Annotated in this window: 19 protein-coding genes; 6 read left to right on the top strand and 13 right to left on the bottom strand. The window is 37.2% G+C overall.

Annotated elements, in window-relative coordinates:
- The first annotated feature begins 188 nt into the window (after nt 1–188).
- The 6 genes from GXZ93_07065 to GXZ93_07040 all read left to right on the top strand — a co-directional run bounded on the left by GXZ93_07065 (nt 189) and on the right by GXZ93_07040 (nt 6840).
- Nucleotides 189–1349 (top strand): glycosyltransferase family 4 protein, encoded by a 1161-nt coding sequence (locus GXZ93_07065; protein ID HHT79533.1) that lies wholly within the window; start codon nt 189–191, stop codon nt 1347–1349.
- Nucleotides 1346–2356, top strand: a complete 1011-nt coding sequence (locus GXZ93_07060; GenBank protein HHT79532.1) for a radical SAM protein — start codon at nt 1346–1348, stop codon at nt 2354–2356. The genes GXZ93_07065 and GXZ93_07060 overlap by 4 nt, the downstream gene beginning before the upstream one ends.
- A 14-nt stretch (nt 2357–2370) precedes the next feature.
- Nucleotides 2371–3366, top strand: coding sequence for an NAD-dependent epimerase/dehydratase family protein (locus GXZ93_07055; protein ID HHT79531.1), 996 nt, complete (start codon nt 2371–2373; stop codon nt 3364–3366).
- Between the two features lie 99 nt (nt 3367–3465).
- Nucleotides 3466–4479: a flippase-like domain-containing protein gene (locus GXZ93_07050; GenBank protein HHT79530.1), complete on the top strand. Its 1014-nt coding sequence runs from the start codon at nt 3466–3468 to the stop codon at nt 4477–4479.
- Nucleotides 4480–4674: 195 nt separating this feature from the next.
- Nucleotides 4675–5319: a cobalamin-binding protein gene (locus tag GXZ93_07045; GenBank protein HHT79529.1), complete on the top strand. Its 645-nt coding sequence runs from the start codon at nt 4675–4677 to the stop codon at nt 5317–5319.
- A 6-nt stretch (nt 5320–5325) separates the two neighbouring features.
- Entirely contained in the window at nt 5326–6840 is a 1515-nt protein-coding gene (locus GXZ93_07040; GenBank protein HHT79528.1) for a hypothetical protein, read from the top strand.
- Nucleotides 6841–7005: 165 nt separating this feature from the next.
- On the opposite strand, the gene GXZ93_07035 is transcribed toward GXZ93_07040, so the two are convergent.
- From GXZ93_07035 to GXZ93_06975, 13 genes are all read right to left on the bottom strand, one after another.
- Nucleotides 7006–7875: a sugar ABC transporter permease gene (locus GXZ93_07035; GenBank protein HHT79527.1), complete on the bottom strand. Its 870-nt coding sequence runs from the start codon at nt 7873–7875 to the stop codon at nt 7006–7008.
- A 107-nt stretch (nt 7876–7982) separates the two neighbouring features.
- Nucleotides 7983–9341 carry a sugar ABC transporter substrate-binding protein gene (locus GXZ93_07030; GenBank protein ID HHT79526.1) on the bottom strand — a complete coding sequence of 453 codons (1359 nt, stop codon included), beginning with the start codon at nt 9339–9341 and terminating at the stop codon, nt 7983–7985.
- 101 nt (nt 9342–9442) lie between these two features.
- Entirely contained in the window at nt 9443–10288 is an 846-nt protein-coding gene (locus GXZ93_07025; protein HHT79525.1) for a carbohydrate ABC transporter permease, read from the bottom strand.
- Between the two features lie 41 nt (nt 10289–10329).
- Nucleotides 10330–13293 carry a hypothetical protein gene (locus GXZ93_07020; GenBank protein ID HHT79524.1) on the bottom strand — a complete coding sequence of 988 codons (2964 nt, stop codon included), beginning with the start codon at nt 13291–13293 and terminating at the stop codon, nt 10330–10332.
- A 192-nt stretch (nt 13294–13485) separates the two neighbouring features.
- Nucleotides 13486–14511, bottom strand: a complete 1026-nt coding sequence (locus tag GXZ93_07015) for a LacI family transcriptional regulator (GenBank protein HHT79523.1) — start codon at nt 14509–14511, stop codon at nt 13486–13488.
- Between the two features lie 112 nt (nt 14512–14623).
- Nucleotides 14624–15880 carry a methyltransferase gene (locus tag GXZ93_07010; GenBank protein HHT79522.1) on the bottom strand — a complete coding sequence of 419 codons (1257 nt, stop codon included), beginning with the start codon at nt 15878–15880 and terminating at the stop codon, nt 14624–14626.
- Nucleotides 15881–15923: 43 nt separating this feature from the next.
- Nucleotides 15924–16751 (bottom strand): carbohydrate ABC transporter permease, encoded by an 828-nt coding sequence (locus tag GXZ93_07005; protein HHT79521.1) that lies wholly within the window; start codon nt 16749–16751, stop codon nt 15924–15926.
- Between the two features lie 13 nt (nt 16752–16764).
- On the bottom strand, nt 16765–17634 hold the full coding sequence (locus GXZ93_07000) for a sugar ABC transporter permease (protein HHT79520.1): 870 nt from the start codon (nt 17632–17634) through the stop codon (nt 16765–16767).
- A gap of 78 nt (nt 17635–17712) precedes the next feature.
- Nucleotides 17713–19095, bottom strand: a complete 1383-nt coding sequence (locus tag GXZ93_06995; protein HHT79519.1) for an extracellular solute-binding protein — start codon at nt 19093–19095, stop codon at nt 17713–17715.
- A 203-nt stretch (nt 19096–19298) separates the two neighbouring features.
- Nucleotides 19299–20363, bottom strand: coding sequence for a TIM barrel protein (locus GXZ93_06990; GenBank protein ID HHT79518.1), 1065 nt, complete (start codon nt 20361–20363; stop codon nt 19299–19301).
- Nucleotides 20364–20417: 54 nt separating this feature from the next.
- Nucleotides 20418–21851, bottom strand: coding sequence for a hypothetical protein (locus GXZ93_06985; GenBank protein ID HHT79517.1), 1434 nt, complete (start codon nt 21849–21851; stop codon nt 20418–20420).
- A 10-nt stretch (nt 21852–21861) separates the two neighbouring features.
- Entirely contained in the window at nt 21862–22803 is a 942-nt protein-coding gene (locus GXZ93_06980) for a hypothetical protein (GenBank protein HHT79516.1), read from the bottom strand.
- A gap of 45 nt (nt 22804–22848) precedes the next feature.
- Nucleotides 22849–24393, bottom strand: coding sequence for a hypothetical protein (locus GXZ93_06975; GenBank protein ID HHT79515.1), 1545 nt, complete (start codon nt 24391–24393; stop codon nt 22849–22851).
- Nucleotides 24394–24431 lie beyond the last annotated feature (38 nt).

Below are 24431 nucleotides of genomic sequence, written 5' to 3'. Positions count from 1 at the left end.
TTGTGATTACAGGCAGCAGCAGATATATGGAATATATAAGCTATCTGGAAAGTCTTGAAAATACCAAACTAAAATTCGATAAGAAAATCCTGACGTCCAAGCTTCACAACAAGCTTGAAAAAGAACCGGTAAGTGTTCACGAATTCATCGACAGATTATAAAACAGTTTTTAAAATAATGAAATTTTCATGAAAATCGGAATAGAAGTTTCAACAGTATTAAATTTCGGAACCAGGATGGGTGCCGGAAGATACATAAATAATCTTATTAAAAATCTGCTGAAATCCAAAAATAATGATGAATTTATTTTCACGGGATATCATGCTTCAAATGAGCACATGCATATATTTGAAGATTTTTTAAAAAACAATCCGCAAAAAAATATTAAAGCAAGCTTCTACCCTGTCAGTCAGAAGCAGCTTGAAAAACTGGGCCGGAAAAAATTCCCTGCAATAGAGATAAGGGGATTCAAAAGCGATATTCTTCACTGTCCTGACTATATAATTCCTCCTACTTTCAATAAAAATATTGTTCTTACAATCCATGACATGTCTTTTTTCAGATTTCCTGAATTTAATTTTGAATGGTTTGTCAGAAAATACCAGAAGATGGTTTCACAAAATGCAAAAAAGGCAAAGATGATAATTGCAGACTCTCAATCTACAAAAAGAGACATAATTGAATATCTTGGAACAGAACCGTCCAAAATAAGAGTCGTTTATCTTGCATCTGAAGATATCTTCAGGATTCTGGATGAAGATGACATAGACATAAAAGTCATGCAGAAATACGGCATCAATTGTAATTTTATACTGAGTGTCGGGACTATTGAACCCAGGAAGAATTTCAAAACTCTTATAATGGCTTTTGACCTTTTAAAGAAAAAATATAAATTCAAAAACCTTAAGCTTGTAATCGCAGGAAAGACCGGCTGGAAAAGTGAGGAGACTTTTGATTTTTATAATAGCAGCAAGAACAAGGCAGATATAATATTTACCGGAGAGATCAGCGACTACGATCTTGTTCAACTCTATAATATGGCAAGCCTTTTTGTCTATCCTTCAATATTTGAAGGTTTCGGATTTCCTGTGCTGGAAGCAATGAGCTGCGGACTGCCTGTCATTGCTTCGGAAACATCTTCAATTCCTGAGGTGCTTCAGCATCCTGACTTGCTGTTTAAACCTTTTGATGAAAAAGAAATATGTTTAAAAATGGATGAAATTCTGTCAAATGATAATCTGAGCGCATACATAAGAAAGCAATGCCTGACAAATTCCGGAAAATTCAGCTGGTCAAAGACTGCGGCGGAAACGTTTGATGTTTACAGACATTGTATTATAAATTTATGAAAAAATATCAGTATTATTTTACCCTCTTAAAAATATATTTCTCTTATATTACAGGAAAAAAGGTAGTCAGCTACTTTCCTGTAAAACTCTGGATTGAGACCTCCGGAATATGTAATCTTGCATGTCGTTTATGTGTAAACAAAGATCTCCCTGATAAACAAAAAAATAATATGAATTTTGACCTTTTCAGGAAAATAATAGATGAAATCAAAACACAGGTATATGAAGTAAATCTTTTCCACAGAGGAGAAGCACTTATCAACCCTGAAATTACGGAAATGATAGATTATGCGGTAAGTTCGGGTATTAAAACAAGACTTCACACAAATGCGGTACTTCTCGATTCCGAAATGTCGGAAAAACTCATAAAGTCAGGTCTGCACAGAATATCTTTTTCTTTTGACGGATATACAAAGGAAATGTATGAAAAAAACCGTATAGGTGCAGAATTTGAAGATGTCCTGATGAAAATAAATGAGTTTTTAAGAATAAAAAAGGATCTTTTTTCAAAAACCCCGCATACTACAATTCAGGTAATCGAATATGATAAAGACCTAATGCAAAAAGAGCTGGGAAAGCAAAAAAGAAAATTCTTTTCCGCTTTTAAAAATAATACTCCGGACAGATTCGTTATCAGAAAACCGCATAACTGGGGCGGTTCCCTGAAAACTGCCGAACCGGAAAGCGCTGACACCGGTTTTAAAAAGACAAAAATTTTAAAATGCACATTCCTCTGGTATGCAATGGTAATATTAAGTGATGGAAAAGTCGTTCCCTGTCCTCAGGATTTTTTTGGCAGATTAGAGCTGGGAGATATAAACAGGAAAAACTTAAAAGAAATATTTAATGACAATAAGATTGTCCATATGAGAAAAAAATTTTCCGGCAGAGATATTGATGATTTGCATCCCTGCTCAAACTGCGATAGGGTTTTCAGACGGACAATCCTGGGAATACCTTCCGATTATATGGGAATATTTTTTAGGGACAGCATAAGGAAAAATTAAAAAGTGAGGTAAAAATGAAAGTTCTTGTCACCGGTGGCACCGGATTTACAGGCGGTCATCTTGCAAAAAAACTACTGGGTTTAAATAATGATGTACGGGTTCTTGCCCGTTCGGAAGTCAGAGCAGAAGAGATAAAAAAAGCAGGAGCTGAAATAATTACAGGAGATATCAGGGACAGGGACGTGGTTTTTAAAGCTGTTAAGGGAGTACAAAAAGTCTATCATGTTGCAGCAGCTTACAGGGAAGCCTATGTTGATGAGAAGTTTTACTGGGATACCAATTATAAAGGCTCCATAAACGTCTTTGATGCATGTCTTGAATATAATGTAGAAAGACTGGTTCATACCAGCACCATAGGTGTTGTCACGACAGTAAAAAATCCTCCTTCAGACGAAACCGAACCACACAGCCCCGGTGACGCTTATCAGCAGTCCAAATGCAGGGCTGAACTTGAAGCATTAAGATATGCAAAAGGAAAAAACCTGCCGGTTTCTGTTTTAAGACCTGCAGCGATTTACGGACCGGGAGATATGAGGCTTCTGAAAATGTTCAAAATGATTGCAGCCAGAAGATGGTTTATCATGGGAAACGGACAAGCTTGTTTTCACATGGTTTATATAGATAATCTGATTGACGGCTACCTTCTCTGTGGCGAAAAAGATGAAGCGGTAGGAGAGGTATTTATAATAGGCGACAACAGTTATGCCAGTCTGAATGAACTGACAAAGATGATAGCACGGGAGTTTGGCGTAAATCCGCCAAAAATCCACATTCCCTACCTGCCGATTTACGCCCTGGCAGCATTGACAGAAGGAACTTATAAATTATTAAAAATTAAAAAACAGCCACCTATTTTTAAAAGAAGAGTAGCTTTTTTCAAGAAAAACAGGGCATTCAGCATCCGGAAAGCAAAAGATGTGCTTGGATATGAACCGAAGATAGATATGAAAACAGGCATTAATCTCACTGCGCAGTGGTATCTGGATAATGGTTTTATAAAAATAAGGTAAACACCGGATAAGGATATAAAAAAACAGTTTTATTTTTTTTAAAAAATATTTACATGTTAAAATCTAAATTTAATTATTAAAGAAGAAGGGTCCTGGGTAATGGCGGCAATCAAAAAAATAAAAGCTTTTTACCGGAAAAGAAAAAAAATAATAAATACCACATTGCGTCTTGCAATCAGTCTCGGACTAATAATATTTCTGATTTTTTCACAATTCAAAGACTTTAGAACCATTGCTTCCAATCTAAAAGACATAAACATTCTTCTGCTCGGATTATCTTTTTTAACACATGCCTATGGTATATGGATAACTGCTTTCAGGTGGCAGACTCTCCTGAAAACACAAAATGTGAACACTTCCATATCGTTTCTTTCAGGTTCTGTTCTTGTCGGAATGCTTTTTAACAATTTTCTTCCCACAAGTATCGGCGGGGATGTTTACAGAGCTTATGATGTTACGAAAAAAACCGGTTTTCCCATGAGTTCTTCTGTATCGGTTATAGTAATTGAAAGACTCTCAGGTATTATTGCTTCAGGATTATTTGCAATCGTTGCTTTATTTCTGGGATTTACCACTATTGGCGAAAAGTCCATAATAATACCCATAATTATTTTTGTTGCAATAAGCTTTCTGCTTTTTTTCCTTGTTCTTAATCCAAACATACCGGGACTTAAAAAACTTGCCGGTAAAATCAGATTTTTATCAAAATTATTTGAGAAACTCAGAAATGTTTATAAGACTTTTCTTTCATTTAAAAAATTCAAATGGGTTCTTGTAAAGGTCATGTTTTACAGTATAACGCTGCAGTTTGCAGTAATACTGAATTACTGGCTTGCAGCAAGAGCGCTGGGGATAGAGCTGAATCTTGTCGATTTCATCTTTATAGTACCTGTGGTAACAATAATAGCCATGCTTCCTATTTCGCTTGGGGGAATCGGCGTAAGAGAAGGGTCTCTTGTGTTTATGATGGTTAAGCTTGGAGCACAGAATGAAAAGGCTGCAATGTGTTCCCTGCTTCTTTTTGCCATGCTTGTAATACTTGCAATAGCAGGAGGAGTCGTATACGGGGCAAGGCCGATAATTGAAAAAAAAGAAAAAGACAAACTTCTCTGACAGTATTGACAAAAGCTTTAATTGATTTTAGCATTTTAACTTAAAGCACGCATAATTTTTACTATTTTGGTCTTGATTTACCAGATGGACTACCTGCAAAAATAGTATAGTACATTTTTACCGATATACTTAAAATATCTTAAATATAAAGAAGGCACCTATGGTGCCGCTTTCCCGGATTGGAGGAATAGCAATATGTCTGATACTATTAACAGTCTGAAAGAGTCAATTATTACTTATAACCGAAATATGGCTCAGGAGACAGCCGTAAAAGCAATTGAGGAGGGAATTGAACCTAATGATATCCTGGCAGGAATGACTGAAACTATCAGGAAGATAGGTGATGATTTCGGAAAAGGAGAACTCTTTCTTCCTGATCTTGTAGGAGCTGCCAGCGCAATGTCCGGAGCTATTGCAGTAGTGGAAGCAGAGATTGAAAAATCAGGAAAGGAAGTTGAAAAGATAGGTACTGTGGTGCTGGGTACAGTCAAAGGTGATATCCATGATATTGGAAAAACAATGGTTAAAACTTTCCTTGTTGCAGAAAACTTCAGAGTAATTGATCTGGGAGTAGATATTTCCTCTGAGCATTTCATAGAGGCTATTGAAAAATATAATCCCGAAATCCTTGCATTATCCGCCCTTCTTACTACAACTGTAACTGAGCAAAACAGAATTATTGAAGTCCTTAAAAATAAAGGTATCAGGGAAAAAGTAAAAGTAATAATAGGCGGAGCAGCAACAACCCAGGAGTTTGCGGATGAAATCGGTGCAGACGGATATGAGGCAACTGCTGCCAGAGCACCCAGATTATGTAAAACATTGCTTGGAAAGGAGTAGGCTTTAATGATAAGAAAAAAAGGAATAACACGCAATCTCAGGCCTTTGGAGATATTATCTGAAGAGCAGATTGAATCAATACACAAAAACACCCTGGACATTCTTGAAAATACAGGTATCAGGTTTGAAAGCGACAGGGCGCTGAAACTTTTTAAAGAAAATGACTGTAATGTGGATATGGATAAAAGGATTGTCAGATTTCCACCCTGGCTTGTAGAGGAATGCTTAAGAAAATGCCCCAGCAGTTTCACTGTAAAAGGCCGTGGTCACAGGAGCAATGTCCGTTTTGGCGGAAATGTATCTAATTTTCTTCCTTTTCCCGGAAAAGACACTATTGACATGGAAACATGGGAACCAAGAATGCCTACAAGAAAAGAGTTTTATGAAACAGTTAAAATAATGGACGCACTGGACACAGTTCATTATACAGGTTCTTATGTGCCATGGTTCGGGTTTAAAAATATACCTGCAGTAATGCAGATGCTGGAAGGAGACGCAGCAAATTTCAGAAACAGCACAATGCCTCTGCATTGTAATTACGGTAATGATTGTGAGACATTTGCAATCAGAATGGCAAAAGCTCTGGGAGCAATAAACCTGGGAGTGGTTGCAATCTCACCTCCTCTTACATATCAGGAGGATGCCTGCATATCGGCCTTTAGAAATATTGAAGCAGGCTTTCCTTTATACATACAAAGCGGTCCCACTTATGGAGCAACATCACCGGTAACTATAGCAGGAGCGACCGTTACAAATAATGCAGAATTAATGGGCGGAGTAGTTATGGCGCAATTAATAAAGCCGGGAACAGGCGTGCTTGTAAGTGATTTCGGATTTGCCCAGAATATGCGCTCAGGATATCCTGTTTTTGGAAGAATAGAAAGTTCAATGCATCAGGTGGTATTTAATCAGGTATGGAGAAAGTATAAAATCCCTATCGGAAATCATTCAACCGGCGCTTCAAATTCCAAGAGAATAGATTATCAGTGTGGTTATGAAAAGACAATATCTCTTATGCTTTCACTGCTTTCAGGGGCAAATGAGATAGGATATCACGGATGTATATATGGAGAACTTTCATTTCACCCCATTCAGCTGATATTGGATGATGATGTTGCTGCTACAATTGGTCGATTCCTCCAGGGCGTAGAGATAAATGATGACACTCTGGCTATTGATGTCATCAGCCAGGTCGGCCCCATTCCAGGTACATACCTGACTGAAGAGCATACAAGAAAATGGTGGAAAAGCGAACAATTCATTCCAAAGAGTTCAGACAGCCTGACATATCTTGAATGGATGGAAGCAAACAAGAAAGATTGTATTGAATATGCAAAAGACCGTATGGAAAAAATACTGGAAACACATAAGCCTGAACCATTGTCCGGCAGCGAGGAAAAAGCAATCGAAGAGATTCTAAATGAAGCCAGAGAGTTTTATAGGAAAAACGGCAATATTTCTGACAAAGAGTGGGAAGCATATAAAGAGGACTTGAATTCTCCGGGTTATCCATATTATTAAATCATAATCAGTATTTCTGAAGTATTTAATATTTATTGAAGTAATTATTGGAAGTATGCTTAAAAATAGTGCTTGAAGAACTTAAATAGCGTTTGAAGAACTTAGCACCTTGCCATACATATAACAGGGTACTATTTTTTATTAGGAAGTAAGAGGTTTTACTTTTTATTTTTCCCTTCCTGCTATTCTCAGATAACCTATGCCCACTGCAAAAACTATAAAAGAAAGAAGCACCGCTATTGATGAGCCGTAGCCCATTCTGTAAAGACTGAATGACTCTTTATACATGGAAACAGCCAGTGTTTCCGAACTCCTTGCAGGACCGCCGGCCGTCATCACCCAGATTATATCGAATATTTTGAAACTACCTATGATATTAAGAATTATTACTACTGTTGTAATAGGTTTGAGAAGAGGCAGTATAATCCGCGTAAAAGTCTGCCATTCATTTGCTCCATCTATTTTTGCAGCTTCCAGAACTTCAGGTTGTACATTCTGCAACCCCATGAGAAACAGTATCATGTTCAGGCCCGTCACCTGCCACGTAGCTGCAACAGCCATGGAAAATGTATTCTGCGGTACATTAAGCAGCCATGAAGAGGGCATCGTTAAAACACCAAGCGAAATAAGCACGGAGTTAAGCAGTCCGGTTCTTGAAAAAATCCAGTTCCATATTATTCCTATTCCTGCTCCTGACATCGCAAGCGGAATATAAAAAACTGATTTTATTTGTTTTGAAAACCAGACATTCTTAATAAAAACTGCCAGGACAAGTCCGAGAAACATCGGTATTGCAAGTATCATAACTACCCATAACAAAGTATTTCTTGTCGAAACAAGAAGATTGGGGTCTGTAAATATTTTTATATAGTTTCTTAATCCGACAAAACTCATGGGATGAAGTAAATCCCAGTCTGTAAAACTTGCGTAAATTACAAAAATTACCGGAGCAATAAGAAATGTGAGAACCATTATAAGTGCCGGAAGCACATAAAGGTAATTGGAAATTACTCCGGCTTTTCCAGTTTTTTTCATTTTTAACGACTTCCCCGCTGTTTTTTCGGCGGACATTTTTTACATGTCCGCCATTTTGCTGAATAAAAATCAGGTATTTTTTACCACTAATACCATACTTATTTATACTATTGCTGAGCTCTGTATTCTTCCCATGCCTTGGAAGACATCTCATCAAGCTCTTTTATGACATTCTCGTAAGTATCCGGAGCAAGAACAAATTTGTCAAAGCTGGCGCAGGCAGGCAGGGTTATAGTTTCAAGTGTTACATCCCAGAATCTGACAAGTAGCTTCGCGTCAGGATCGCCAAAAACATCAGTAGAAATTTTCTGTTTTACAGAATCAAGATGATCCTTGGGTGTTGCTGAATTAGGTGAAACAAACTTCATTGCTTCTGACCATATTTGCTGTCCTTCATCTGAGATCCAGTATTCTATGAATTTCTGTGCTGTTTCCTTATTCTTTGCATTCTTTGATATACATATAGGTCCTGCTTCGTAAAGAACAGTCTTTGTCCTGTTCTGCTCATATGGCGGAACTACAAACATAGAATAATCTTCCCCGCCTTTTAATTCAATTGCATCAAAATAAGCAGTATACCAGTCGCCACAGTATGTCATTGCAACTTCACCTTTTGCAAACATCGGGGGCACATCATTGCCCAGATCAACTCCCGGATCTGTAAAATATCCCTTATCAATCATTTCTTTCCAGATTTCAAATGTCTTTTTTACTTCTTCAGAATCCCAGCTTTGTTCTCCCTGGCATACTGCATAATATGCTTCCGGATAATTCGAAGCAAATATCTGCTGGAACCAGAAGAAACTTGTCCATCCTCCTCCTATTGTAAAACCGATAGGAGTTACACCGTTTGACTTAAGGGTCTCACATATATCCATAAATTCATCCCAGGTTTTGGGTTCTGAAAGTCCGTATTGTTCAAAAACAGGTTTGTTGTAAAACATCAGCCATGAAGCTACAAGAACAGGAGCTCCGTATATGGTGCCTTCGTAAGAAAAACTATCCAGAATGCCCGGATTGTATTTTCCCTGCTCTGCTTCAAATAAAGGTGAGAGATCTTCCAGTAAACCTTCTTTTGCCAGATCGGCAATCTTATAATTTGACCACCATGTAAAAACATCCGGACCCTGTGTAGAAGGTATCCCTGTTTTTACAGCTGCTGTATAAGTGTCGATTTCAGTATATCCGGTCATTTCCACATCTACGCCGGTTGCTTCCTTGAATCCTGCAAAAATTGCATCCCATCCTGTCTGCCAGCCTGGTTTATCGGTGAAAAGTCTTAACGGTCCTGAAAGCGGTTCCGCTGTTTCTTCTTCAGCCGCAGCGGCAGTGGTTTCTGCTGCTGTGGTTTCTGCCTGGGCTGCAGTGGTTTCCGTTACCGCAGCTTCTTTTTTACAGCCTGTAAATGTCAGGCCTAACGAAACTACAGAAATACAAACCAGTAGCCAGATAAAAAACTTTTTCATATTTTTCTCCTTTTATTGTTTATGAACCAATTAAAATTCCCTATTCTTACCTCCTATAGCTAATAATTAAATAAAAAAAGTAAAATTGTTATAATCAAATACTATTCTCCTGCCGCCTGAAGCTTTAGTCCCTGTATAAAATATTTCTGAAGCAGCAGATAAGCAATAACGATCGGAAGCCCGCTTAAAAGGTTTCCGGTCATAACTGCAGGTATGTTTTTCCCCGAATAAACAGCATTAAGCAAAGCAAGTGCATTCATGACAGGCCTGACTGAATCTGACCCGGCCAGAACCATTCCCAGTATCAGATCATTCCAGATAAAGCTACCCTGAAAAAGTGCCAGTATTGCCATGGGAGCAAAGGAGTTAGGCAGAAGTATCCTGTAATAAATCTGAAAATTGCTGCATCCATCAATTTTTGCCGCTTCAATATAGTCATCCGGAACAGTTAAAAAGAAATTTCTAAAAACAAAAACGCAAAACGGTATAATCAAAGCAATATATATCAGAAGCATGCCTATCCTTGTATTATAAAGATTCAGAGTCAGGTATGCTTTATACAGAGGAATAAGATATATTTGCACCGGAAATATCATTCCGCTCCATATTATTATAAATACAGGAAAAGCCCCTTTAAGCTTTAATTTTGTAAGTCCGTAACCTGCAAGAGACGATATAAAAATTGCCACAGTGCTCCCGCATAATGCATAAATGAGACTGTTTAAGAAAGGCCTGAGCAATTTGGTTTCAATAAAAACATATCTGATATTTTTTAAAAGCGCAAAAGTCTTTGGGAGTTCCCAGAATGAAGTTACCGCAAATTCCTTTGATGATTTTAAAGAAATAAGAATAAGAAAATATATAGGTACAAGCCATATTGCACACAAAAATATAATTATAATGAAAAGAATACTTTTTCTTACATTTAATCTTACTCTATCATTCAAAATAAGCCTCTTTTATCAGTTAGTTTAACAGACATATCAAGTCAATCCGTAGCAATATAAATACTTGACATCTCAAAAGGCAGCTGGGAAATTTTTATTTTCCCTTTTTCAATATCAAGAACCTTTAATTTTTTCTCAACAGGATCTGTAAGAAATGCTTCTTTTATTTTTCTGCCATTTAAGGAAAAATCAAAGCAGCAGCTCTTTCCGGATGTTTCAAGAAATCTGAAAATCACACCTTTGCCGTCTTCAGCCTTTTTTAGTCCTGTAAGGATTACATTTTCCGGAAGTTCTTCTTCCATAAGACTATATGATTCATATTTGCCATTTCCGTCTTCCCTGCTTATGAAATCCGCAATAAGAGGGAAATGCGAAGACCAGCCAAATCTGCCGGATCTGACAGGGTCAAATTCTGATGAACTGCTGCTCACAAAATAACTGAATTCAAACCTGCCGCACTGGCTTGCCGGAGAATTAGTCCACCAGTGGTTATTCATCACAAAGGACGCTACAGTCCCATTATCGATTTTTATATTATCAAGATACTTCCCTGTGTTTATGCCGCCAAGCTGAACTAATGGCGCTTCAAGAGGACTGAATAAAAACGAGCGATTCCCGTCGGCAATATTTATCCACTTCTGCACACAGTACCAGTCTTTGGCTGAACCCGGAAGCTGTTCATTCTCAGGTTCAAAAAATCCTCCGTGGATATTGATTTTCATTGAAGGTTTTACAGCATTGAAGGGAAACATGAAATAAAGCGATTCCATATTCAGGTTTTCATATTTTGACAAGTAGTTTCTGAAGATTATCCTTTTATTGATATTATCAATCATAATTCTTGTCTTTATCTGAGGGAACATATAGCTGGAAGAAGTTGTAATTATTTCAGTAAACAAAGAACCTTCTCTTATTTCTGCAATTCTGCTGTTTTCAGCAAAATATCTTTTGAATTTGACTTTTTCTGTAGGAGAATCATAAAAGTCTGCATGCAGTTTCCTGTAATAAGGCTGCAGGAAAAGGATATCTTTTTCTGATATTTCATGGTTGCTTAAATCTACCAGTCTTTCATTTTCATCAGCGTCATAAACAAACTGGTTGAACCTGTACTCGCTTCCGCTGTCTACAATATCCTCTTTAATAGCTTTATCAATTATTGCCATTATTTCTCCTGAATCAGGATTAAGCCTGATAGCATAAAAATCATTTTCTATCAGGTCGCCGGCCATGCTTTTCTTTGTTATGTATTTTTTTTCAGAATCATCAGCAATAAAATCAAAAACCTTAAATCCCAGAGGAGGAATATCTTCTGCAAAAAATGCAATTCTAAGACTTGCCGTCTGAAAATCGTGCAATTCCTGTTCCATAAATTGAGACTTTACTTCTTTTCCGGTTATACTATCGATTATTTTAAATCCTTCTTTACCTTTCATTGCTGTTTTCGGTATAACTACCTCTGCAATTTCCGATCTTTTATAACCGAGCGGATTGCTTACAATTATTCCTGATCCCTTGCCTGACTTCAGCATTTTCGATAGCGATACTCTGGAATTATCTGAAAGTTCTTTTGCATCTATTGCTGCCTGATAAACAAAAGAAGCAATCTCATATTTCTGTCCCTTTGACTGGAGACAGTCGGGTTCAGAACTACTGGTGTAGGCAGCCCAGTCTGCCTCATCGGCAAGAAGCAGTTTATCATAAACATAGTCTATTTCCGGTTTGGGATATTTGTATTCCTTTCTGTCATTTATGTAAAGCAGAGTTGAAAATCTTTCAGCATTGGAAATATCAGTATGGGTTATCCTGTTTACACCTGTTTCAAATGAAACAGCGCCATGGTAATTAACCCACCAGTCCGGCCATGCCCCTGAATAAGTTTTTAATTTATCTCCATATATTTTTTCAAACTTTTTAAAGTAATCACTGTAAGTTGAAATAATCAGTTTTGGAAATACCCACTCCCTGTTCCATTCCTGGACTATCTGGCTTACAACTATATTGGGCTTTGTATTATCTCCCGGATAGCCCGGAGCTCTTAAGGCAATAAGGTCAAAATTAAAATTTCCGGTATCTTCCAGATCTTCCAGATAGATGGGAAGCTTTTTATAAACAGTCTCATAATCTTCATGAAGACCTATCATTATACCTTCCTGGTATGCCTGTCTCTCATCAGTATCAAGTAACATTATTTTTGAGCCATCTGCCGCCTGCCAGTAAAAAGGCCTCTCAAGCTTGGGGGCTTTCGCCATTGTTGAATTTACTGCTGTGGAAAAATACCTGATCCCTGATTTTAAAAGAATCTGAGGCAGAATCCAGGGCTGGCCGGTCACGTCTGATGCCATTGCCGTCTCGATTTTGACACCACATTCCTTTGCAAACCTGAATGCAAAATACATGCTTCTTATAAGTGTCTCTTCATCATTGAATTCGGAAGTATGGGCAACATAAAGAGGGGTTATTTCAATAAATCCGGATTTTACAAGCTCCCTGAACTCCTGTAATTCATTTTTGTCCATTCCTTTTAATGCATTCTTAAGCCAGTATCCTGTTTCAACATTCCATTTATATTTGCTCCCCTCATCAAAATTTGCAGTCTGTCTGCAGAAGTCAATTATTGATTTTGCTGCCTCCTGGTATCCTCGTACTACCCTGCTGGGAAGATCCGTAAAACCTATATCGGTATGCGTAAAATTCTGAACATGTATCTCCCATTTCCTCCTGGGTTTTAATACGATTTCCTTTTTTAACTTAATGTTTCCGGAAAGCAATTCCGCTACTATTTTTCTGTTGCTTTCAACAGGCGAAAGATAAAATTCAAAAAAATCGCTTTTAGCATCTTTCAGTGAAAAATCAAATTTTTTTTCTATCCCTTCGTCGTAAATGACAAGAGAAATATCATCTCCTTCTTTCGCTGACACTTCTTTTACATGCAGGTGTATTTTCTGCTTAAGGGTTTTGTCTATAAGTTTGTAAAATACAGTTGTTTTTAAGTTGAAATCTTTCATCATGATGTTTTTTATTAATTAAGTTTGTTAATAAATGATTCTATAGAAAACAGTGGACAAAAAAAGAAAAAGCCCACACGACATAATCTTAATGATTAATATCTTGTTGGACTCTTTGTCTCTACCAACTAAAATATACTTTAATTTAAATCATAACCTTAATTTAACTATATGGTAAGATTATATAGATTCTTAACCTTTATTGCAATTTATTTTTTTTACTGATTTCCTTTCTAAAAGTTCCGGTTTGAAAACTATTTTGGCAGTACCTTTTATTTGATTATCATTTATAAGCTGCATCAATTGTTCAAAAGCAATCTTCCCCATTGAATATTTAGGCTGCATTATTGTTGTAAGAGGCACCATTGCCGCTGAAGATATCGATATATTGTCATAACCTATAAGCGAAAGGTCTTCAGGCACCGTTAATTTAAGCTCATTTGTCAGATATTTCAATACCTGTATGGCAATATAATCATTGCCGGCAAAAAAAGCAGTTATCTTTTCATCCCTTATCAAGGTTTTCAGATCACTAAATATTTTGCCGATGCATGTTATTTCTTCAAGACTGACTTCATAGTCATGATTCAAGCTATTCTGCTGCAGCGTTTTTTTAAAACCCAACATTCTTTCTCTGAAGCTGCTTAACTTGTCGCACCTCAGATATCCAATATTTCTATGACCATTTTGTATAAAATATTCTGCAGCAAGTTTTCCTCCATAGTAATTATCACTGGTAACATAACTTACAGATTCCATGTCGGTCTTTGTGTCAATTAAAATAAAAGGTATTCCCGCTTTCTGAAGAATCCGGACCATATTTTCCTCCAGTTTTATCGTAGCAAGCAGAAGCCCTTCAACCTGGCGGTTAATAAAAGTATCCAATAATTTTTTTTCAAGTGAAGTGCTGTGGTTTGAATTACTTATTATTATCGTATAATTGAGCTTTTCTGCTTCATCCAGTATGCCTTTTGCTACTCTGGAATAAAAAGGATTCTCTATGTCGGCAATAATAAGTCCTATGAGTTTTGTTTTTTTTGTTCTTAGACTTCTTGCTATAATGCTTGGCTTGTAATTCTGTTCTTTAATTATTTTTGAAATATTTTCCAGAGTTTCATCTTTTACAAGATTTGTCTTTCCGGACAAAACTCTTGATACTGTAGTCTTGGAAACCCCGGCAAGCCTGGCTATTTCTCCAATTGTAATATTTTTATTCATATAACATATAATTATATAGCTGAAGTTAATACTTCATCCGGATAAACCCCGGAAATGACATGCGATTTATCTTTGTAATTTATTCGTAATTATTTATTAAATAAATACACTGTCAATATTTTCCGAACTCGTAAGCAGCTTCAAACATTGCAATCACATTCTGAGGAGGTACATCAGCCATGACATTATGAATGGAATTAAAAACGTATCCTCCGCCTTTGCCGAAAACCTGTATTCTTCTTTTTACATCTTCCTTTACTTCCGACGGAGTCTTCAATGCAAGAACGTCTCTGGTATTTGCCCCGCCTCCCCAAAATGTTACATCTTTTCCAAACTCTTTTTTAAGCTTCTCTTCTTCCATATTTGTTGTGGTTGTCTGTACGGGATTTAAAGCGTCAACTCCTGCTTCAATCATAAATGGGATAAGTTCATAAATCGAACCGCATGAATGCAGAAAAACTTTGCAGTTGCTTTTCTCGTGTACATAATCCCACATTAATTTATATCGTGGAGCAAAAATATCCTTAAATATTTTTGGTGGCACAAATGGGCCCTGCTGTGTGCCAAGATCATCTCCAAACTGAAGAAGGTCTACATAATCCTTTACCCCGCTTAAAATTCTTTCAAGATTTTTCAGATATCCTTCAACCAGTTTGTCAAGCAGTCTTTCAACACCGGCTTTATCGAGCATTATATCTGAAAGAAAATTGTCAAATCTTCTCAGCCATGTACCCATTTCAAACAGATTGCATCCAACCCCCAGCATTATCGCATAATCAGTCTCATCATGTAATTTTTTAATAGTTTTTATAAAAAGTTCATATTGCTTATCATCAAAGATATCCAGATGCCATGGAGGAGAAGGCACAGACCATAATATATCTACAAATCTACCTGCATCCAGTTTCTCGGGGATGGAAGGTTCATCAGAGTAAGGCCAGTATACCTGGTCAACATAAAGAGATGTTGTCGGTTTTTTACCGACAATCAAACCTCTTTTATTTTTAAGAAATACTGTTCCCTTATCGTCTGTTTCAACATCAATATATTTCGGAATAAGACATAAGGAACCGTCATTTAGTTCCCACTGTCTCCATTCACTGTCATCAGCAAGAAAGGCCTGTCCTGCATCTATTACATCCACATGAAAAAGATCCCTTACTTCTTTTTCAGGGTAAGCAAGCTGCTGCTGAAAATCATACATCCTTGAAAGACTATTTTTTATACCTAGTTTTTTCCTGAGATTGTTATACGCAATTGTAGATATTCCTGTTGACCGCATTCCTCCAAAATCAATTGGAACCCTGTCACCTTCTTTATGTTCCAGAGCCTTTCTGACTCTTTGTCTTGAAGTTAAGTCTTCATTCATTAAACTTTCCCCTTTTTAAGAAATAAATTTCAAATAAAATTTTTTACTCTCCTGCAACAGATAAAACCATTCCGGATATAAAATACCTTCTCAGAAGAATAAACAATAAAATTGTCGGAAGAGAAGTAAATATTACTCCGCTCATTATATAAGGGATTATTCCTCCGCTAACACCTGACATGGAAGCAAGAGATACCATTACCGGTCTGGCATTTCCTGTTCTTGTCAGCACCATTCCGAACAACAGATCATTCCATATCCATGACATCTGAAATAATGCAACTACTGCAGTGGGAGCTATAGACTGGGGTAAGAATATTCTTGTATAAAGTTGAAAAGAATTACACCCGTCTATCATCGCAGCATCCTCGATTTCCTTCGGGATAGTCGAATAAAAGCCTCTGTATACAAAAAGACTGAAAGGAATTGCCAGTGCAGAATACACAAGTATCATTCCTGTTTTTGTATCATAAAGGCCTGTCTGGTTAAAAATCTTGTAAAGAGGTATCAGGTACATCTGGAAAGGAAACAAAGTACCGGAATAAATTATCAAAAACAAAAGAAAGTTAAATTTTGGTTTTAATCTTACAATACTGAAAGCAGCCATTGAGGCAGCAATTATTGTTATAATCCCACCGACTACCGAATATATAATGGAATTAATGTAAAATTCCTGTAGTTTCCATTGTTGTATTGCTTTTTTAAAATTTTCAAATAAGGCAAATTCTGTAGGAAAATGGAAAAAACTTGAAGAATTAAACTGCTCAGGACTTTTTACTGCAGCCTGAATAACCGAGAATACAGGCAATAACCACGCAAGAGCAAGAAATATTATAATAATATATGTAATTATTTTTCTGAGCACCGCCATTTTTTTTACCTCTCTAATAATATAGCAAATCTTTTTTAACCATGGTTCTCAGATATATAGCCGAAATTGCAACAACTATAATAGAAAGAACCACTGAGATCGCAGCACCATAACCCATATTAGACATCGTAAACGTCTCCCTGAACATGGTTACTGCCAGTGTTTCTGAAGATCTGTAAGGGCCTCCCCTGGTCATTACATATATCAGGTCAAAAACTTTAAAGGAATTTGCTGTTGCCATCACAATAACAACCGTGGTAATAGGTCTGAGCATGGGAAATGTTACATGAATAAAAGTCTGCCATTTGCTTGCTCCTTCTATTGTCGCAGCTTCTGTCTGTTCTACAGGAATAGACGTCAGACCCATCAGAAACAAAACCATATTTATGCCAAGCTGCTGCCATGTCCATGTAATTAACAGGGAAAAAGTATTTAATGGAACATTTACAAGCCAGGAAATTTTATTCACTCCGATAAGATCAAGAAAAGTATTTAAAACACCGATCTGTCTGCTATACATATAATTCCAGATTATTCCTGTTGCAACAAAAGATATTGTAATCGGTATGTAAAAAATCGACTTAAAGAAATTGCCGAATTTGATTCCCCTTAAGAAAACTGCGATCAGAAGGCCTCCGAAAACAGGGAAAATCAGTGTAATCACAACCCAGAGGACTGTATTTATTAATGAAGTAAAAAAGTTCGAATCTTTAAAAAGCTGAATATAATTGCTAAAACCATTAAAGATAGGTTCAGCAATCCCGTTCCACTGAAAGAAACTGTAGTATATGTTCTGAAACATCGGAACCAGCAGCAGTAAAAATACCAGCAGAAAAGAAGGTAATATATATAAATAACTAACAAATTTATTATGATATTTCATAAGTTTATTCCTCAAATCCGATAATATATTCCTGAGCGGGAAACAGAACCGGTCTGTTTCCCGCAAACTGAAAAAATTTTACTGGTTTGCACCCCAGAATTTATCGGCGATCACATCCAGATCTACCAGTATCTGGTCCAGTTTGTCCGGATTTGTTATAAATTCAGCGAATTTATCAACTGCTTCCTCGCAAATAGGTGTAGGTGTTGCTTCCCAGTATCTGTTAAGAATATTATAATTTTCGCCCTTAACTGTATCAGCTATTTTAATCTTTATCTCGGGAAGGAAATCGGTATTTGAGTTCATATTAGAGGGATATGCTTTATTTAACTTAGCAAATATTTCGTTTCCTTCTGCACTCATAAAGTAATCTACCGCTACCATTGTAGCTTCAAGATTCTGAGAGTTTGCGCAGACACAAATAGGAGACATTTCAAGAATTATATTCTTTCCGGCGCTTTCTTTCTGGGATGGTAGTATAAATGCACCTATCTGGTCTTCTGCAACTCCTGCAGCTATAAGAACTGATTCATAATACCATGTTCCTGCCTGAATCATTCCTAGTTCGCCCGTATTAAACATGGCCGGTGCATCAACAAAATAATCTATACCGGGGTCAGTAAAGTATCCTTTATCAATAAGATCTTTCCATACCTCAAAAGCTGCCTTCATTTTGGGATCGCTATACTTTACTCTTCCTTCGCAAAGATCAACATAAAGCTGGGGATCTTCGCCAATTACGAATTGCTCAAACATAATAAAGGTAGGCCATCTTCCCTGTACTGTCTGTGCCATCGGAGTAACTCCGTTTTTAAGAAGTGTGTCGCATACTGCTTCAAACTCAGCCCAGGTCTTTGGTTCTTTAAGATCATACTTTGCAAATACGTCTTTGTTATACCATACCGGCCAGTATTCCTGTGTATAAGAATATCCGTAGGCTTCTCCGTCAAATGTAAATGCATTCCTCAGCCCTTCTGAATACTCATCCTTATGCTTATCCCATAGAGCTGTGGTGGGAGCAAGAAGACCTTGATCGATTAAGTCTTTCATTCTCCATGTCGACCACCATGTAAACATATCCGGTGCATCTTTTGTAGATAAAGAAGCATTTACTGTTGCAATAAAAACGTCTGTCGTAGGATATGGAACAGGTTCAATGCCAATTCCGAATAGTTCTTCTGTTTTTGCCCCCATTTCCTCAAAGTAAGGTTGGTAATTAGGGTTGCCTCCCTTATCATGAAGCAATGAGAGAACCGTCCCTGAATAGTCCTTGGCGGCTTCCGTTTCTTCTGTGGCAGCTTTTGTGGTTGTTGTTTCTTCAACAGCTTTCTCAGCCACTTCTTCAACAACTTCACTTGCAGTGGATTCAGCCCGTGAACAACCTGCAAGGCCATAAGCTGCGAGCATGGAAATTATTAATATTGCTGTAATCAACAGTTTGAAAAAAATACCTTTTTTCATTTGCTCTCCTTCCTAGAACATAACAAGATTGTTTATTACATTTGTAAATTATTACTATATTACCACCCCTTTCCGATAGAAATATGCTTGGAAAGCATTGTTTTGATTAGATTTAATTGTTTAATCAGATTTTATAACAGAAATTAATTTGTTTATGGTATCGATTTCAATAATATATTCCCCGCAAAAATTTGTCAAGAATTTCAGATAGTATCTAAAGCCTGCATCACCGCTTTCATATATCCTATTGAATAAGCCATGCCTGTATGCCAAGGCTCGGAAACCGAATTTATAACAGGAACATGATCGGGAATAAGAACCCCGTCAAAACCTGTTTCCCTGTAAGCTTTCATAGCTTCAATCATAGACACATCTCCTTCGTCTATAAATACTTCCTCATATTTTGGAAATGTTCCTTTAACGTTTCTGAAATGAACATAAAATATCTTTTTCCTTGACCCGAAATAATGTATGAGTTCTATTACGTCGGGCCCCACATTCTGCATTTCTGCAAAAGTACCCTGACAGAATTCCAGGCCGTGATAATTGCCGGGAAAAAGCTCAATGAGTTTCTTAAAATCTTCAACAGTATTCATAATATTCTCTACGCCTCTCAGGACAGGTGCCGGCGGATCAGCAGGGTGTATACACATCTTTACACCTGATTCTTCAGCAACGGGTAGTATTTTTTCAAGAAAATAAATCAGTCTTTCCCATAACTGCTCCTTTTTTACCTCTCCAAGCAGCTTGCTTTTATCATAATATGAAGTCTTCCAGCCACCCCATAATTCGCCATAATTAAGATAGTCTTTGCTGTCAACCTTATCATAATCAAACTTTATTATTCCTGAATCTCCTCTTCCGCCGCCATTCTCACCTCTGCTGCAATGTCCCTGGTAACCGGGAATTGAAAAAGAGTAGCCAAGACAGTAAATACCTGCCTTTCCCATATTCCTGATAGTTGTCTTGATATTTTCAATCTGACTGTCCCTGCCTTCCAGACCAAATAAAATCCTGTCATAATGAGTAGGGGGAAGATTCTCAACTGCCTCAATTTTAAGACCGGTTTTTTCAACAAACTTTCTTAATTCAAGTAAATCCTCATAAGCCCAGACCCCGTTCTTTGCAGGCAACGGCATCCATGCAACAATACCATCTGCACCTATCTGTTTTGCAAATTTAAGATTCTTTTCATTAAGGATGCCTTCTTTAAGAACTTCAAGTGGAAGTTCAACAAAATCAGGATAGAAATTAATTCCTATTCTCATTATTTTTAAAAATATGTCCGGTCATAATAGTTTAAGAAAATTTATTTTTTAGTATTAAATCAGAAGATAATCCATTTTCATTATTTCCGCTATTGATACGCATTCTTCTGAAACATCACCATAGACAAGAGCAAAGTGCTTTCCACAGCCGAATCTGCATATTTTCTCAAAATAATCTTCAATGTCCGTATTATCTATTTTGATTACAGCAAAGGGAGAGTGTATATCAAGAAGACTATAATCAATAGCACTGCCTCTTACTATCTTTAATTTATATTCGTCGTGAATAGCTCCCATGGTAAGAAGAGTCACCTTTCCCGGTTTCAAAACAAAATTAAATGCAAAACCTTTCCTTACCTGTCCGTCAGGAAGAGTATATGTATCATACATAAGATTTCTTACATATATTTCATTTTTGTCTTTTGCAAGCCTGGTTGAACCAATCCCGCTATGTCCACCCATTACAATATTTTTGCTTTTATCAAACGCCCAGTTCTCCCACTGCTGGACAGGGCTTCCGGTGAGTTTTCCAAGTATAAGCTGACAGATTACATGGGACATATCTCCTTCATCTGAACATGCAAAACAATCATCCATGAGTTTTGACATTGTATAATAAGCAAGCACCCTGAAATCCATGAATTCATTACAATTATTTGGATCGACTGTTATTGTAAGTCCGGAGAGGTTTTTGTTTTTTATAAGATTTTTAACCCCCAGATACATTCTTGCTTCGTCATATAAATCAATGTCTTCGGGCTCAATTATTTTGTATTTTTTTCTCATATCTTCAACTTCAGCTTTTATCTCCTCTTCTTTGACTTTCCTGACCTCTTTTACCACATCGGAAAAATTAAGCCAGTCCAGCTCAATACCGAATAATTTTTCAAGCTTTGCATTATTATCCCAGTTGTCATGCATGCCCTTAAAAACTCCGGGAAGATATGCCAGTTTTAATTTTTTAAGAGAATTAATTACCCATGATGCTTTTGCAAACAGGCTGATCTTTTCAGAGATGCTTTTTTCACCAGGATTTCCTACAAGAAACTTATATTCAAAACCGTCAACCATATTGGGGATTGATGAGGTCAGCTGAACTGTTCCGTTTATTCCCCATGATCTGGAAAAGTCTTTTACACTTAGATCTTCGGGTATTCCTTCGTAACCCTGAACCATTAGGACAAGTATGGGTACCTTTTTGTTAATATTTTTTAAAAATCCGATTATAACTTCATCAAGAGTGTAAACAAATTCGCTTATTATAATAAGGTCGAGATCAAGTCCGCAGAAATACCTGCCTTCCTCAATTCCGTCTTTTTCTGTCCGGGCTATTTTTCTGAAAACAACCTCGTTCTGAACCGACAAATTATTGATAAGTTTTGATATATCATCTTTTACGACCTTATCAATTTCAGCCATATCAAATGCTGTGGAATAAAGCTCATCGACTGTAGCAAACAAGCCGATTCTGGGTCTGGGACCTACCATTTAAACCCTCCTATTTACTGATTTTATTTTTATATTCAGAAATAACCTGGCTGGCGATTTTTTCAACAAGTTCATTTTCATCCCCAGCACCGGACGCGCTGCAGACACCATTTATGCATCTTATCTGTATGTCATTATTTCTGGGAAATTCATCATAGACTATTTTGCATACTTCGTTTAAGCATTTCTCAATATTCTCAGCCTGAAATATCTTTCTTCCCACTATTGTTCCTGCCGCACCTGCCTGTACTGCACCTCTTATCATTTCATACGTTTCTTCCATTGTCCCTGATTTAGGCCCGCCGGCAATCATTATCGGAGCCGCACAGTTTTCCACCACTTCCCTGAAAGATTCAGAGTCTCCCGTATATTGTGATTTAACTATATCTGCTCCTATTTCTGCAGCTATCCTGTCATTTATTTTCAAATATTCCTTGTCATAAAAAATATCCTTGTTCTTAAATCCTGCCATAACGGGTTCGATTATGACAGGAAGGCCTACCCTTTCACATTCTTTTACTACAAGACCATTCTTTCTAATTTCTTCAGCCTCAAGCGAGGGATCTTCAAATCCCAAAGTGAGATAAGTCATTACACCATCTGCTCCTACTTTTATCGCATCTTCAATGGATGTGCAGATGCATGTCCTTACTTCGTCATAAGGAACATTTCCCCTATATGCTTTCGTCATATTTATCCAGTCAATCAGGATTACGGCTGAAGGAACGCATCTTCCGATAAGATAGTCTGCACTGTACTTGACATATCCATAACTTATGATTATCCCGGTTGCCCTTGATTTTCTGAATATCTCCATATACCTGTTGATTTCATTTATATTTTCAAGTCCGGGAATCGGGCCCTGAAGAAGGCCATGCGCATAAGGTATTATTACTCCTCTTCCATATCGTGGATCTATAAGCCTTCCCATCCTTATCTTTTTGCCGTACATGCTAACCTCCAGTTCTTTTAAATTTTCTGTCCAGGCCTGAATAAATTACAGAATCCTTGTTGATATTAAATTATTTATATCCCTGCATGAAGGATAAATCTTTTTATAAATATCATTATAATATTTTTTATATAATTTATGATTGTTTTTATCCGGACTGTATTTTTTAATTTTTCTTTCTATTTTTTTAAAGGCATCACTGAAATCTTCAAATATGCCTGTCCCTACTCCCCCTATCATCGCCGCTCCCAGAGGAGTTGCTTCTTCAATATCAGGCACTTCTATTTCAATGCCGGAAATATCCGACTTAAGCTGTATCCAGAATGAATTCCTTGTAGCTCCGCCGGTTATCATTATCTTTCTGCTTTCGGAAGATGTATACTCCCTGATAGCTTCGTATAGCTCGAACCCCTTATAACTCAGTCCTTCAATAACAGCTCTTATGAAATCTTCTTTTTTTGAGGTTGAAGAAATACCTGTAAAAACTCCTCTGGAATAATTATCCTGAACAGGACACGCGCTTCCATACAGATCAGGAAGCATAAAAATCCCGCCGGAGCCTGCAGAAGACTCTGCCGCCTTATCCATCAGGACATCCCATATATTCTTTTTGTTTTCTTCTGCATATCTTTCTTCTTCGCTGCAGAAAACATCTTTAAACCACTCAAATATCCCTGCTGATACAGCTACTCCATAAATACCATATTTACCTTTTATTACATGTGCCTGGCAGATGATGCTGGAAAGTAATCCATTCTTTTCAAGGATAGGTTTGTCAAGACATTTATGATAATGCTCATAAGTCCCCATTACTCCGACAAGATCCTCTTCCTGGTCGCCTGCTGTTGCATAGACTCCGCAAAGACCGTCAAGTCCGCCCAGAATTACAGGAGTTCCTTTTTTTAAGCCTGTCGGCACAGAAGCTTCACCCGATACCTCTCCAAGAAAAGTGCCGCTGGGTTTGGGCTCGGGATATATGTCCATATCAATATCAAACATTTTAAAAAGTCTGTCAGACCAGTTAAGACTCTTCTGGTCAAAAACAAGCGTGGTTGAAGCCAGGGAGTAATCAGTAGCAATAGACCCGCAAAGCCTGAAATTTATATAATCCTCTATAAGAAGCCACTTGTAAGTCTTTTTATATATTTCCGGAAGATGGTTTTTTACCCATACATTCCTCATTATAGTATTGTGAAGCCAGGGTTTCTGGCCGTTTATTTTATATATTTCCTCATAATCAAGATTTCTTTCTGCCCATTCTATCTGTTCGACACATCTGGTATCATGCCAGCTGATAAAAGGGTATATCCAGTTTCCATTCTTATCAATCGGGACACCGTCGCAGGCAAACCCGGTAACGGATACTGATCTTATAAGGCCAGGGTCTTTGATGAGGTTGACAGAATCTTTCACTGCGCCGCATACGTTTCCCCATATGTTTTCAGGCATCCAGAAAGCAAATTCCTGCGAACCTTCTTTTTCATAAAAGACTTCTGTCTTTCTTCTGCCTAAGGAAACAATTCTGCCTTTGTAATCAAATATGACTGATTTTATTGAGGTCGAGCCTATATCAATAGCAAGCAGATACATAATCTATACTCCGGATCCTTTGTTTTTTAAATAAAAGA

The sequence above is a fragment of the Actinomycetota bacterium genome, from assembly GCA_012837825.1.
GTDB lineage: Bacteria > Actinomycetota > Humimicrobiia > Humimicrobiales > Humimicrobiaceae > Humimicrobium.
The sequence above is the reverse complement of the archived record's forward strand: the minus strand, read 5'-3'. Positions and strand labels throughout refer to the sequence as shown.